The 13,646-nt window shown below is 67.6% G+C and carries 6 protein-coding genes, 1 tRNA gene and 1 pseudogene; 4 read left to right on the top strand and 4 right to left on the bottom strand.

Translation table 11 applies throughout. The features are described from left to right. Positions 1-147: 147 nt before the first annotated feature. On the top strand, positions 148-1,566 hold the full coding sequence (locus ABT170_RS23950) for a DUF2252 domain-containing protein (protein ID WP_351870566.1): 1,419 nt from the start codon (positions 148-150) through the stop codon (positions 1,564-1,566). A gap of 28 nt (positions 1,567-1,594) precedes the next feature. Here the strand turns inward: ABT170_RS23950 and ABT170_RS23945 are convergent, their stop codons facing one another. Together ABT170_RS23945 and ABT170_RS23940 are read right to left on the bottom strand one after the other, a co-directional pair. Then, positions 1,595-2,908 (bottom strand): hypothetical protein, encoded by a 1,314-nt coding sequence (locus ABT170_RS23945; RefSeq protein WP_351870564.1) that lies wholly within the window; start codon positions 2,906-2,908, stop codon positions 1,595-1,597. A 321-nt stretch (positions 2,909-3,229) separates the two neighbouring features. After that, positions 3,230-3,370: a hypothetical protein gene (locus tag ABT170_RS23940; RefSeq protein WP_351870561.1), complete on the bottom strand. Its 141-nt coding sequence runs from the start codon at positions 3,368-3,370 to the stop codon at positions 3,230-3,232. Positions 3,371-3,508: 138 nt separating this feature from the next. Here ABT170_RS23940 and ABT170_RS23935 point away from each other — a divergent pair. Further along, a pseudogene (locus ABT170_RS23935) lies at positions 3,509-4,183 on the top strand (site-specific integrase); the annotation flags it as partial. A 655-nt stretch (positions 4,184-4,838) separates the two neighbouring features. Here ABT170_RS23935 and ABT170_RS23930 read toward each other — a convergent pair. Continuing rightward, on the bottom strand, positions 4,839-11,942 hold the full coding sequence (locus ABT170_RS23930) for an RHS repeat-associated core domain-containing protein (RefSeq protein WP_351870678.1): 7,104 nt from the start codon (positions 11,940-11,942) through the stop codon (positions 4,839-4,841). A 447-nt stretch (positions 11,943-12,389) separates the two neighbouring features. On the opposite strand from ABT170_RS23930, the gene ABT170_RS23925 reads away from it, so the two are divergent. After that, positions 12,390-12,614 carry a hypothetical protein gene (locus ABT170_RS23925; protein ID WP_351870558.1) on the top strand — a complete coding sequence of 75 codons (225 nt, stop codon included), beginning with the start codon at positions 12,390-12,392 and terminating at the stop codon, positions 12,612-12,614. Positions 12,615-12,714: 100 nt separating this feature from the next. Here the strand turns inward: ABT170_RS23925 and ABT170_RS23920 are convergent. Next, positions 12,715-12,788: transfer RNA gene (locus ABT170_RS23920), tRNA-Pro, on the bottom strand. A gap of 128 nt (positions 12,789-12,916) precedes the next feature. Between ABT170_RS23920 and ABT170_RS23915 the strand changes: the two genes are divergently transcribed. Further along, the gene (locus ABT170_RS23915) at positions 12,917-13,618 is read left to right on the top strand and encodes a thiamine pyrophosphate-binding protein (protein WP_329946077.1); all 702 of its coding nucleotides are present in this window, start codon (positions 12,917-12,919) and stop codon (positions 13,616-13,618) included. Positions 13,619-13,646: the final 28 nt, after the last annotated feature.

The raw sequence follows: 13,646 nt of genomic DNA, 5'->3' as shown, positions 1-13,646 counted from the left end.
CGGCCCGCGATCCTCCCGCCGACGGCCTCGGCCCGACATGCCGTGCACGATGATCTGCGGTTTGCTGGACAGGAAGCGCGCAGCCGGTGCTACGCCCACAGCCGATGACGAGGCCGCACGCGGCGGGCGCGCGTCAGGAGACGGCGAATGAACCGCGACCCCATGTCAGCGACCCGGCGGGTACAGCGCTCACCGACGGAACGGGCGGCCCGTGGCCGGGCGGCCCGCAGACGGGCGCCGAGGTCCTCGCACGGCGACTACTCCCCCTCCCGCCACCGGCCCGACCCGGTCGACGTCATCGAGAGGCAGTCCGCGACCAGGCTGCCGGAACTGGTCCCGCTGCGATACGGCCGCATGTCCGAGTCCCCGTTCCGCTTCTACCGGGGAGCGGCGGCGATCATGGCCGGAGATCTCGCCTCGACGGCGGACTCGGGCATCCGTGCCCAGCTCTGCGGAGACGCGCACATGCTGAACTTCCGGCTGCTGGCCTCGCCGGAGCGCCAACTCCTCTTCGACATCAATGACTTCGACGAAACCCTCCCCGGTCCGTGGGAGTGGGACGTGAAGCGCCTGGCGGCCAGCCTGGCCATCGCGGGCCGCGAGAACGGCTTCTCCACCGCCCAACGGCGCATGATCGTCCGCTCCACCGTGAAGTCGTACCGCGAGCACATGCGCCGCTTTGCCACCATGCGCACGCTCGACGTCTGGTATTCGCGCGTCGAAGCCGACTCACTCACCGCTCTCGCCTCGAAGCACCTGCGCGGCAGCGCACGCAAGCGTCTGGCCCGTTCCCTGGCCAAGGCCAGGTCCCGCGACAGCCTCCAGGCCTTCGGGAAGCTCACCTCCCTGACCGACGGTGAACGGCGCATCACGGCGGCTCCCCCCGTCATCACCCCGCTCGCCGATCTGCTCCCGGAGGCGCAGAAAGCGCGGACGGAGGAGCAGATCCGCGGCCTGCTGCACCGGTACCGGCAGAGCCTGCCCACCGACCGGCAGCATCTGTGCGCGGAGTTCACCCCGGTGGACATGGCGCGCAAGGTGGTGGGTGTCGGCAGCGTGGGCACCCGGTGCTGGATCGTCCTCCTGCTCGGCCGCGACGGCGACGACCCCCTGTTCCTCCAGGCCAAGGAAGCCGGTGCCTCCGTCCTCTCGCCGCACCTGGGCAGCAGCGACTTCGCCACCCAGGGAGAGCGGGTGGTCGCCGGACAGCGTCTGATGCAGGCGGCGAGCGACATCTTCCTCGGCTGGGAGCGGACGCTGGGCATGGACGGCACGCAACGCGACTTCTACATCCGCCAGCTGCGTGACTGGAAGTTCGTCGCGGAACCCTCGCTGATGTCCCCGCAGGACATGCGCCTGTTCGGTGAACTCTGCGGTTCCACGCTCGCCCGCGCCCATGCCAGGTCGGGCGACAGGATCGCCATCGCCGCGTATCTCGGCGGGGGCGATGTCTTCGACCGCGCCCTGTCCGTCTTCGCCGAGAGCTACGCCGACCAGAACGAACGCGATCACCGCGCGCTCCTGAAGGCGGTCAGGAGCGGCCGGGTCCCCGCGCGCTCCGGCTGAGGGACACGGGGCCGCACCCGGCCCTCCGCTACGGTCCGCCCACGGGCTCCCCCCGGTCCTCCACCCTGCCGCCGGCCGCCAGCAGCGTGATGAGGGCCAGCACGGCCAGCAGGATCAGGGAGAACGACAGGACGGTCAGGACGGTCGGCCGGTTCCAGAGCGCGAACACGAGCGCGATGACGGCCAGCACACCGAGAGTGACCTCGCGGCGACGGGCCAGGACCCAAGTTCCGGCACGGCCGGTACGGATGTCGTGGGCGGCACACCGGCCGGCCACGGCGTCGGCCGCGCGTTCCGCCGCTGCCCGCACACCGCGCGGCAGCCGGCCGGTGCCGGAGAGATAGGCGCCGAGCGCCACGACGACCGCGAGAACGAGTGCGGTGCCGATGCTGTCCTTCAGGAAGCGCACCAGCGTGTCGAAGACGGCCGCCGCGGCCTCCGGCGACTGGACCTGCGACGGAAGGTGGTCGAGGTAGTAGCGGCGTGCGAGGGCCATAGCGACGGCGAGGACGAGACAGGCCGCCGCCGCGCACAGCGCGGTGGTCACCAGCGCCCTGCGGCGGCGACGTGCCAGCAGCACTCCGCCCGCCCCCAGGATCACGGTCAGTACGGGCAGCCAGTTGCCGACGGTGTCGAGCAGGTGGACGGCGCTTCTGGTCTTCTCCAGTTCGTCGGACTGGAACAGGACCATCCGCTTGTCGACCTCGGGAATCCTCTCGGCCGGGGAGAGGCCCGCGTCGACGAGCTCCTGTTTGACCCGCTCGACGGCGGCGCCGATGTCGAGGGTGACGGTCCCGCCCTCCACCTCCACGGAGCCGCGGCCCTCCCCCGTCAGCGCATGGACCACGGAGGAGTGGGCGGCACGGTTCGCCCCGGTCCAGATCGCCTCGAACCTGTCGCTCCGGACGAAGCGGGTCGCCACCTTGGCGACCGCGCGGTCCGCTGCCTCGTCCAGCTGGGGACCCAGCGCCTCGACCGCCGTGGCGACACGGGGCGGCAGCCCCTGGGCCACCAGCCAGGCCCCCAGGTCCGCCGTCACCCGGGTCCCGTCCACGCGGACGTCGGCGGCCTCGGTGATCCGGCGGACGGCGGCCTTCTCGATCGCCGGGTCCGTCGCGAGCGGGGAGACCGTGGACACGTACCGGTCGCTGTCGAGAACGATGTCGTGCACCCAGACCGTGAGCAGCGAGACCGGCACGAGCAGGCACGCGAGCGTGATCAATACGGCCGTGACGGCACTCCGCGCGGCCCGCCCCGCACGGGACCCGCCCGCCCGGGACCCACCCGCCCGGCGCGGCAGCGTCCCGTGGGCGTCGTCCGGCGACTCGTACGGCAGACTCATGGCACTCCCAGGGGGCGGGCTACGGAGAAGGCCCGCTCCCCCACCCATTGGATACACGCCTCCCCGGCAGGGGCGCGTTCGGTTGGGCTCACCGGGGAAGGGGCCGCGGGCCCGTCGTGAACCGGCTCCCTGGAGGCGCGCGGAGCAGGCACCGCGGACTTCGCCCCCGGACACGGAAAAGACCGCCCTCCCACTCAGTGAGAGAACGGCCTCCGACATGCGACCTTCGCTGTCGGGACGACAGGATTTGAACCTGCGACCTCTTGACCCCCGCGTGGTCCCCAACTGGTCCCCACGGGGCTCACGGATGAGGTCCCGCCGCTACCAGGAATCGCTGCTGCACCACTGTTCGTGATCGACCGGCTGCCAGGTCGGCAGTTCCTCCAGTCGGGTGATCACCATGGAGGGCTCGGTGTCGGGAATTCCGCGCCTGCCGTGGATCCGCCATTTGATGTCATGCAATCGGCGAGCTGCACGGCAGTAGGACAGCTGGGAGTCGGTGAGTCTGCGCGTGGCGTAGCCACCACACTTGCTGCACCGGTCGAAGTCGGTGGGAGCCATGAGATCGACGAGGGCGAGGAGGTCATCGTCGGCCACAACCGCTTCGAACCCCTCACCGCCGAGGAAGCCCGCACGTTCCTTGCCGCCGCCAGCGGTCACCAGTTGCAGCCGCTGTTCGAACTCGCTCTGCACACTGGCCTCAGCAAGGGCGAACTCCTCGGCCTGCGCTGGGAAGACCTCGACCTGGCCGGCGGAACCGCCAGCATCCGACGCACCCTCCAGCGCACCAACTCCGGTGGCTTGACCGCCCTCCCGACCAAGTCCCAGAGTTCTGAACGACGTATCGCCCTGCCCACGCCGTGTCTGCACTCCCTCGAACAGCACCGAGACCGGCAGCGCAAGGAACGCGAGGCGGCGGGGACGGGCTGGAAGGACAGCGGCTACGTCTTCACCCGCCTCGACGGCGCCCCGATCGAAGGGTCCACCCTCACCCGGCACTTCAACATCCTGCTCCGCCAGGCCAGACTCCGCCGCATCCGGTTCCACGACCTCCGCCACTCGGCGGCCACCCTCCTCCTGGAGCAAGGAGTGGAACTCGTCGTTATCAAAGAGCTGTTGGGTCACGCCCACATCGGCGTCACCGCCACCGTGTACGCCCACGTCCGACTCCGCCTCCAACGCGACGCCATCGACCTCCTCGGCCGCGCCCTCCGCAACCGCGCCCAGCCCGACAGCGGCAACGAACTACCGCCTTGCGCCCCGCCCGTCCACTGACGTTGCCGTCAACTACTGCCGTCAAGACCCCGAAAAGGCCCCGCTGGATGCTTCAGCGGGGCCTTCTCGTCTTGCGAGAGTGCCAGTTTTGGGGCTGTCAACGCACCCTCTTCGTGCAAACACAAGTCCTGCACGCGGACAAGGTTGCGGCGGTCATGACGTCCTCCGCAAGAAACGTAGCCGCTCTGCGGCCAGATGTCTGACCCGTCTCGCCCGTCCTGATTGACTCAATTGCTCCAAAACCCCCGGTGATGTTGATTCCTTAGAGGCTCGATGCTGCAGCCAGTCAGACCATTCTGAAACCTGATCAGGCGCGAGAGAGTATTCCATCCCTAGCTCACCACTCACGGCCTCCAGAATTCGAATTTCACGCATGCGCAGAACGACCAACGAATGCTTTTCCCTCAGCGATACCCTATCGACCCAGAGAATCCTCTCGGGCGCTGGAACTCGCTCCAGCATCTCCAGGACTACCGACGCGGCGATCGACGGATCAGGCTCTACTCCAACGATCTCCATGAGCCGAACCCACTCGACTGGTGAATCCATCATCCGTCGGTAAACTTCCCAGCGCGCATGCCCACTAGACAGGTCGACGTTTTCGATACCTGCACGACGAGCAATGTCCAGAATGACGGATCTCCAGTCGGAGAAGTTAGAGACATCCACTGCCGCCAGCCAATCTGTATGCAGCCATGCTTTTTCTAATACCCTTGCGGATACTTCCCAGATTATTATCGATGACGCGCTGTTGAACTTTGGTCAGCTGGATATTGGCATCCAGCGGTTTGCCATTCTGCCCGACCTGTATGCCATCCCCCTTGATCCCCGGTCCGATCAAGTGCCCGTGCGCGGGACCATGATCATTGGAGTAAATCTGAAACCGGTACTTCCCATCCCGAAAGACCGTGCCAGAGAAGGAGGCAGGATCGTCCCCACCCGCATTATGCACGAGAACCGGAGTTTCGCCCGCGAGCACATAGTACGTGTGGAGGTCTGCGACGGTGAGGTTGTGGACCGTGGTGGTTGTGGTGCGGTGGGTGGCTGCGGTGATCTGTACCCAGGTGCCATTGCTCGTCCGGAGCCATTGGCCGACGCTGAGTTGATCGGCTTCGATCCAGCGGTTCAGAGCGGGTACCCAGAAGGGGTGGCCGTCCGTGGCCGTAAGGGAATGGGATGTGCCTGTGTCGAGGGTGATGTCGACCAGTTGTTTATCACCCGTGCCCTTGATCAGGGCGGTGACGGGGCGGGGGCCGCTTTCGCCTGTTTCGGGGTCGGTGGCCTGGACCTCGTCGCCGATCCGGATGTCCTTGATCGGTTTGCGAGTGCCGTCGGCCAGGAGGACGGGGGTGTCCGGGGTGAAGCTGTTGCGGGCCTTGAAGCACTTGCCGAGGGAGGCCCACTTGGCCGCGCCCGCCGCACCGAGCATGCCGGTCGCGCAGCCCATGACCGCGGAGGAGCCGACCTGGCCCCAGTCGACCTTGCGGCCCGAGAGGCGTTGGCCGAGCCAGTCGAGGCCGGCTTCGGAGAGGCCGCCGATGACGCAGCCGGCGAGCATGGGGTTGTTGCCGGAGGGGTCGGTGTAGGTGGTGGGTGAACTGAGCGCGTACTGGTAGAGGTTGGTGCCGCCCGCGTGGCCGATGGGGTCCTGGGAGATGAAGCGGCCGGACTCCGGGTCGTAGTAGCGGTTGCGGTAGTACAGGAGTCCGGTTCCGTCGGACTCGCGTCCGGTGAAGGTGTAGGGGTTGGACGATGCGGCGCCCGAGGTGGTGGGCCGACCGTTGGGGTCGTAGGTGTAGCGGGTGGCGACCGTGCCGTCGGTGTCGGCCAGGCCCACAATGGTGCCCAGCGCGTCGGTGAGGTAGATCTGCGTCGCACCGTTTTCGGTGCGGGTCAGGTACTCGTCCAGGCCGGACGTTACGACCGTGGCTGCCGTGGCTCCCGAGGCGTCCTGTTCCACGAGTGGGTTGGAGCCGTCGGTCAGGTACTTCTTCGTGGTGGTGCCGAGGGTCTTCGCGGTGCGGGTGCCCAGTGCGTCGTACGTGAAAAGGCTCGATGCTCCGCCGGTCGCGGTGAGCCCGGACAGCTGGCCGCGGGCGTTCCAGGTATAGGTGCGTTTTCCGTCGTTCTTGAGCCGGCCGTCGGCGTCGTAGGTGAAGGAGCGGCCGTTGAAGGTGGTGACCCGGTTGTCCTTCCCGAACACCGCACCTGTCTCCGCCGCCGGGAGCGCGACCGAGGCGAGGGTGCCGGACAGGCCGGTCTGGAGGCCGCGCACGTCCCTGGTGTAGGTGAGGTCACCGATACCGGCCGCGCCCTTGGCGTAGCCGATGTTCTTGACGGTGCCCGTCCTGTCCAGGGTGGTGGTGCGGGTGATCCCGCCAGGCAGTGCGGCGGTCTTCTCGCGGCCCACCGCGTCCAGGCCGAACGTGACCGATTGGTCGCCGGAGGTGACGGAGGTGAGGATGCTGGAGGTGTCGTAGCCGTAGAGGGTGGTCTTCCCGGCCGCGGTCATCTCCGTGCGCCGGTCCGCCGCGTCGTGGACGTAGGAGACCTCGCCGGTCGGCCCGGTGACCGTCCTCGGCCGGTCGTACACGTCGTACCCGAAGGTCTGCGTCCCGGCCTGGGTGTCCGTGATCGTCTTCGGCAGGTCGACAGCGTCGTAGGCGTAGGTGGCGGTGGACTCGGCCGTACCGGCCACGTTCACGCCGTACTTGGCGTTCTTCGCCCGTCCCAGCAGGTCGTACTCGGCAGTGGCGATCTGGCCCGAGCGGCTGGTCACCTTCGCCAGACGGCCCGCGGGGTCATAGGCGAACAGCGCCTGCGCCCCCAGCGGATCCGTCGCCGACTTGGCCCGGTCCGCGTTGTCGTACGCCCAAGAAGTGGCATTCTGGCGGGCGTCGGTGAGCGTGGTCAGGTTGCCGTTCTCGTCATAGTCCAGGACTGTGGTCTGACCGAGCGGATCGGTGATCTTGCGCGTCTGGTTGAGAGCGTCGTAGGTGAGAGTCGTGAGGGTTCCTGCCGCGTCGGTCAGAGCCGACGGCCGTCCTGCCGCGTCGAGGAACTGGCTGCTGGTACGGCCCTCCGCGTCCTTGACCGACACCAACTCACCGTTCAGATAGGTGTATTCGGTCACCGCCTGGGAGGCGTCGGTCACCGTCTTCACCTGCCCGTCGGGGGTGTAGGTGAGAGCGGTCTTCCGGTTTGCGGGATCGGTGACGGTCCGCAGGTCGCCGTCGGCGTCGTAGCCGAGGACGGTGGTGTTGTTCAACGGGTCGGTGAGGGTGGTGGGCTGGTCGTACGGACCGTCGTAGACCGCGGTGCCGGACTGGCGTGCCTGTGGCGTGCCGGCGAGCTCGGTGGTGCGGGTGATGTATCCGTTGGTGTCGTAGGTGAGTTCGGTGCGGCGGCCGTACGGGTCGGTGACCGCGTCCACGCGGTGGCGCGGCCCCCGGTGGTACTGGGTGGTGCGGGCGAGGGTGCTGCCGTGGGCCTGGGTGTCCTTGATCCCGTAGCCGTCCGCGTCGAACTCCACCCTTCTCACGGATCCGCCGGGCTGGGTGACCGTGGTGGAGGTGACCTTGCCCGCGCCGGTCAGCGTGTACGCGAAGGTGTACTTGGCGCCTTCGGTGAGCGTCTGCTCCTTGACCCGCCCGCTCTCGTAGACATTGGTCATGTAGGTGATGCCGCGGGCGTCCACTGCTGTCTTGATGCGGTTGGACGTGCCGTCGTACGCGTAGCGGCTGATCTTGCCTGCGGGGTCCTTGACGGTTTCCAGGCGTCCGGTGGTGTCGTAGGTGTACTCGGTCGTGCGGCCCGCGTTGTCCCGGACTGACGAGACGCGCTTCTTGGTGTCGTAGGCGAGTGAGATCCAGCGACCACCAGGGGTGGAGATCTGTGTGATCTCGCCCTTGTCGCCGGAACGCGTCAGCTGCACGGCGTTGCCGTGCCGGTCACGAATCTCTTTCAGGGGCGCGTACTGGGGGAAGATCCAGGTGGTGCCGTCACGGAACTTCAGGTGCCACGACCTGTCGCCGCCCCACACGATCTTCGTGCCGTGGTATCCGGACGGGGTTCCGGAGGGTTCGAAGACCGCGTCGGAGTAGCCCGTGCCGGCTGAGGTGCGTACGAAGGGGACCGACTGACCGCCGGGCAGGTACAGGTCGACCTGTTCGTACTGTTTCTTCGAGTGCAGGAAGACGTTGTAGGAGAGGTCGCGCCCGATACCGAAGGCGCGGGTTCGCGTGTCGCCCTGCCAGTAGGTCCGGGTGATCTCTGCCGGGCCGCGGGAGTCGGACACCGCCAGGTCGGTACGCGAGTCGGTCAGCATTCCGGTGGACAGGTCGACGGGGTCGCCGGACAGCCAGTCGACGACGTCCTTCACCCACGGCAGGTCCCAGGGCAGCCAGTCGGGGATGTTGAACATCGCACCATGAAAGGCCCAGACCCGTGTCTTGGCATCGGGCACGACCTGGCGGCCGTCGGCAGACACCTTCCCGTGCCCGTAGACGTACCAGCCCTTCTTCTTCGGGTCGTAGTCCATGAACTCCACGCGGGTGCCGGGAGCTTCGCGTGTGTAGTTCGGATAGATGACCTGCGCACCCTTGGGAAAGACGTACGTGCCGCCCGGCTGCACGGTGAAGTACACCGGCACGACGCTGTTCTCGGGCAGCGGGAACGGCGGCCGGTCGATGGGAATGGCGGTGATCCCCAGCTCCGTGACCGGCTTGCCCTTCTCGTCCCGTACCACCGAACCCTTGGGAATACGGACTTCGAGCCCGGGAATCTTCGGGGTCTTCAGTACGACGTCGGACTTCGCGGGCGCGGCGAAGCTCACCGTGTTCTTGGTGTCGAGGGGCGTCATCCACACCGGGAACCCGAGGTCGACGCTCTGACCGGTCTTCGGGCTGATGTGGATGTCGAAGCGGCCGTACTGACGCTTCCTCGTGTTCGCTGTCGAGCCGTCGACCACCAAGGTCTTCGCGTCAGGGCTGATACCGGCCAGCAGGAACCTGCCGCGGGAGTCGGTTCTGGCCGTCCTGTCGCCGACGGAGACGGTGACCTTCGCCAAGGGCTTGCCGTCCAGCTTCAGCACATGGCCGGTCAGCGCCGTCGCACCCGAGGGCGAACGGAGTCTCCGGGGAGCTTCCGGGCCGTGGCCGCGGCCTGTCACCCAGTCCCGACCGGCTTTCTGCTGCTTGCCCGGCTGCCAAGCGTCCGCCCCCTCGGGAACGATCCGTGCTGCGCCGCTCGTGCCGCCACCACTGTTCGCTCCGGTGGCGGACCGGTCCTTGAGACCGAGAGTTACTTGACCGGTCGACGAACCTATCTGCGCAATCACCAGGGTGTAGGTGCCCGGGGTGAGGGAAGCAAGGGACGCCGAGACGGTCGTTTTGGATATGTACGTGGAGCCTCGGACCTCCCCTGCTGAACCGATCAGCGTCGCGAACCAGTCGAACGGCGACGGGGCCTCGATCTCGAGATCGGGTTTGGCTCCGTTCTGCGCCTCGACCGTGAAGGTGAAATAGGAGTGCACGTGCGGCTGGGAAATCACCGCCGTCCGTTTGGCACCGCCCAGCGTCAGTGTTCCGGCATTCACCCCGGGCACCCTCGATGCGGTCACCGTGCCCGGGGTCATCCGAGTGGGCTGGACCAGAAGCAGATGTGTTCCCTCGGCCAGGGGCGTGGGAAGAGCTACCCCGCCATCTCCCGATGCCGCATTGATGTATCCGGCGCCGTTCACGACCTGGCCAGCGGGGGTGACTCGTGCGACGGTGCCGCCCCTCATCACGTTCGGTCCGGACAGGACGACCGAGATCCCGCTGCTGTCCGCGGCGTGGACGGGAACGATGAGCTGCTGACCGGGCCGTGTCAGTTCCGCCTGTGTGCTGGAGCTGCTGGTGGTGAGGGGCGTGGCTGTTACGGGAGTCGAGAGCCAGAACTTCATCGACCCGGCGGCGGCCGAACTCGGCTGGAGCACCACTGCGTAGTCGTCTCCAGCAATCAGGTCGTTCAAGTGCAGACTGCCGTCGCTGTTCGCGATGACGGCTCCGTACCCTCCAACGTGATTTCCGTTGGCGTCCCGTGCGTTGAGGGAGGAATTCGTCGGGATGGTCACGTCGGTGACGCCTATTCCCACGATTCTGCCGGGCGGTGCGGTGAACTCCGCTTGCACCTGTTGCCCGCGTCGCGCCACCACCGGTACGGAGGCCGCGTCCGGTGAAAGGGAGACCTTGATGTCTGCCGACAGCAGGAGTCCCAGTGTTCCTGCGACCCCCGGGTCGGGATTGACGGTGACGACGTAGGTTCCCGTATCCGGCAGGTTCCCCAACACGATTGTCCCGGAGACTCCGGAAGCGTGGGGCCCTCCCACTCCGACAGTCCCACCGGACGGCGCCTGCACCGTGACGATGGCCGCGCCGGTGAAGGTGCTGTCGAGCGCACCGATCGTGAGATCGTCACCTTGCTGGGCCTCGAAGACGGTGCGCGCCAGCTGCCCCGGCCTAGTCAGACTGACCTGGGTAGGCGTTGCGTCGGTCGGTGCGAGCCGGCCCGCCTCCAACGGCAGAGATGCGGTGACCGTGACGGTCCCCGGCCCCGTGCTTGAGCCGGCCGGCTCGATGACCAGGGAATACGTTCCGGAGACCGGCAGGCCGGTGAGATCCCAGTCGAAGAGTTTGCCGGGACTCACCCGGACGTCCTCAAGCTCGACATCCTGGGGAGAGACCATCCGCAACCGCAGGTCGCCCTTGAACGTCGAGCCGGAGAGATGGAAGCTCAGCAAGTCGCCCGCGTCGGCATCGATCAGCACTCGGGCTCTCTTGTCGGAGGCAGAGATCGAGACCGAGGGCGGATTCTCATCGGTCGGCGACGTACCGACAGTTGTCTCGAACTCGTCTCCCTCCAGGGGAACATCGAAGTAGTCGGGAGCCACCTCCTGACCGTCAGGGGTCTCGACCGTGATCCGCCCTGCCTTGGCGCCTGCGGGGACCTTCACCGTCAGAGCCGTGTCAGTGCGTTCGACGACCTCCGCGATCCTGCCGCCGTTGAAACGCACGACGTTGTCCGTCTTCGCAGACGCGAATCCAGACCCGGAGAGCACTACCGTTGTCCCTGGCGGCCCGGCGGTCGGCGCGTACGAGGTGACGCTGGGCTTGCCCAAGGCAGGGGTGAAGGTCTCTACCGATGCTGCCTTGGCGGCGCCAACTGCTACTGACACCGGCCCCTTGACCGCGCCTAAGGGAACGGTCACCACCAGCCGGGTGGCCGAAGCCGACGTTACCGTGGCCGTCTTCGTTCCGAACGAGACCGTGTTGGAGGCCGCTGTTGTCGAGAACCCCGTGCCGGAAAGAGTGACGCTCGCGCCGGATGCGGCGCGGACAGGAACCAGGGAGAGAACCGACAGGGTGCTCGACGCGAAGCGGTCCACGCCGAGGCGGTTGCCCGCCGCGTCGTAGCGGTAGCGTGCGGTCTCGCCGTCCGGGTCCGTGACACCTACGAGGCGGGATGCCGCATCGTAGGCATACACCGCATTGTTCGTGGTCGGCTCGGCGGCCGCAGGTGCAGTCGGCCCCATGGGGCTGCCCACTGGCGTCGACTCGCCGAGGGTTCCGCCCGGAGTCTGCGAGGACACTGATGATGAGGGGGCGGATGGGGCCGCCTCGGCGGAGACCAGCCCTACCGACAAAGCCAGCCCCAGCACCCCGACCGTGAGTGCCCGCCAGCGTGCGGACGCACCTGTTCCGAACCGTTCGCCGCGCATGCGCACGCCGCCCCTCCCCAGAACCCCCTCATGAGCCACGGATGACCCACGACACCCACACTCCCCATGCGGGCGATCACAAGGTACACACGAACTGTCGCCGTCGAACCGAGAATGAAAAGGTCACGCCAACGCGACACACTCACAGCTGTGTTGACTGTCGTCTCATGATGGAGATCAACTATCCGGAACCTCAGCTCGGAGTGCTCGATCAGACGTCGCCGATTCGCTGCGCCCCCTGGACAGCCTCCGTACACGAGCGTCACGACCCGCGCTCCGGCCCTGCCCGACTGGCAAACCCTCGCCGCACCGGCCAACGCTCTCGTGGCCGCCTCCCACGACCACTACCGCGGCTGAAAGGCCGTCCCGTAGGCCCTCGCCGACGCGCGACGACGGCTACGGCACCTCGCGGCGTCGCCGGAACATCCGCACATACCCAGCGTGCGGATGTCCCTCCGCCTTGCGATGCACCGCATCCCTTGGTTCACCGACGCAGGAGTCCGGGTCCACGCCCTCCGCAGGATCGCCGGCCACGGTTCCCCGACCACCACCCACCGCTACCGCCACCCGGGCATACACAAGATCACGGCCGCCGACGCCGCGCTCTCCGCGCACCTCAGCGTGCTCCGCGCACCACGCTCACTGCCGAGCCCCATCGCCATGACCCGCTGACCCGGTCAAGGACGCCGGACCCGAACTGGCCCCCAAAAAACGATCAAGGGCCGGTTTCGGATTTTCTCCGAAACCGGCCCTGATCTACGACTGTCTCCAGTCGGGACGACAGGATTTGAACCTGCGACCCCTTGACCCCCAGTCAAGTGCGCTACCAAGCTGCGCCACGTCCCGTTGCTTGTCTGACCTGGGCTTTTCCCCTGGCCGAACGCGCATGAGAACAATACCGCACTTGAGCGGGTGCTCACGAACGGCTTTCGCCCTCTTGACCTCGACCTTGGTTGAGGTTGGACACTACGGGTATGACGAACACGACCGCCGCACCGGTGCGCGGCTACCAGGACCTGGACCGTCTGATCGGCCTGATGACGGGCGACGAGAAGCACGGCCCGGCCGCCCATTCCACGCTGGACGCCCTGTGGGTGCTCTACGACCGGGTACTGCGGGTCACACCGGGGACCGTCGCCGACCCCGGGCGGGACCGCTTCCTGCTGTCCAAGGGGCACGGGCCGATGGCGTACTACGCCGTTCTGGCGGCACGCGGATTCTTCGGCGAGGAGCTGCTGCCCGGCTTCGGGTCGTACGACTCGCCGCTGGGACACCACCCGGACCGGGTACTGGTCCCGGGCGCCGAGATCGGCAGCGGCTCGCTGGGCCACGGGCTCCCGCTGGCCGTGGGAACCGTGCTGGGACTGCGGGCGCAGGGGCTCACCGGCCCGCGGGTGTGGGTGCTGACGGGGGACGCGGAGCTCGACGAGGGCAGCAACCACGAGGCGATCGCCTACGCCGGTCCCGCCGGGCTGGAGCAGCTGCACACCCTGGTGATCGACAACGCCTCCGCGAGCCATGCCCTGCCCGGCGGCATCGCCGCCCGGTTCGAGGCCGCCGGATGGTCCACCGTGACCGTGGACGGACGGGACCACGAGGCGCTGTACGCGGGCTTCACCGCACCGCACCCGGGGCGTCCCCTGGCCGTGGTCGCGCAGGTGGCCCCCAAGCACTGACACCGCGCGCCGCACGGGCACGACGCCC

It is taken from the genome of Streptomyces sp. NPDC001787 (genome assembly GCF_040297465.1).
Lineage (GTDB): Bacteria > Actinomycetota > Actinomycetes > Streptomycetales > Streptomycetaceae > Streptomyces.
The sequence above is the reverse complement of the archived record's forward strand: the minus strand, read 5'-3'. Positions and strand labels throughout refer to the sequence as shown.

What these genes read in the sequence shown, in the direction of transcription:
- ABT170_RS23915 (WP_329946077.1), top strand. Translation starts at nt 12,917, where the DNA reads ATGACGAACACGACCGCCGCACCGGTGCGCGGCTACCAGGACCTGGAC.
- ABT170_RS23930 (WP_351870678.1), bottom strand. Translation starts at nt 11,942, where the DNA reads ATGCGCGGCGAACGGTTCGGAACAGGTGCGTCCGCACGCTGGCGGGCA.
- ABT170_RS23950 (WP_351870566.1), top strand. Translation starts at nt 148, where the DNA reads ATGAACCGCGACCCCATGTCAGCGACCCGGCGGGTACAGCGCTCACCG.
- ABT170_RS23925 (WP_351870558.1), top strand. Translation starts at nt 12,390, where the DNA reads ATGTCCCTCCGCCTTGCGATGCACCGCATCCCTTGGTTCACCGACGCA.
- ABT170_RS23945 (WP_351870564.1), bottom strand. Translation starts at nt 2,908, where the DNA reads ATGAGTCTGCCGTACGAGTCGCCGGACGACGCCCACGGGACGCTGCCG.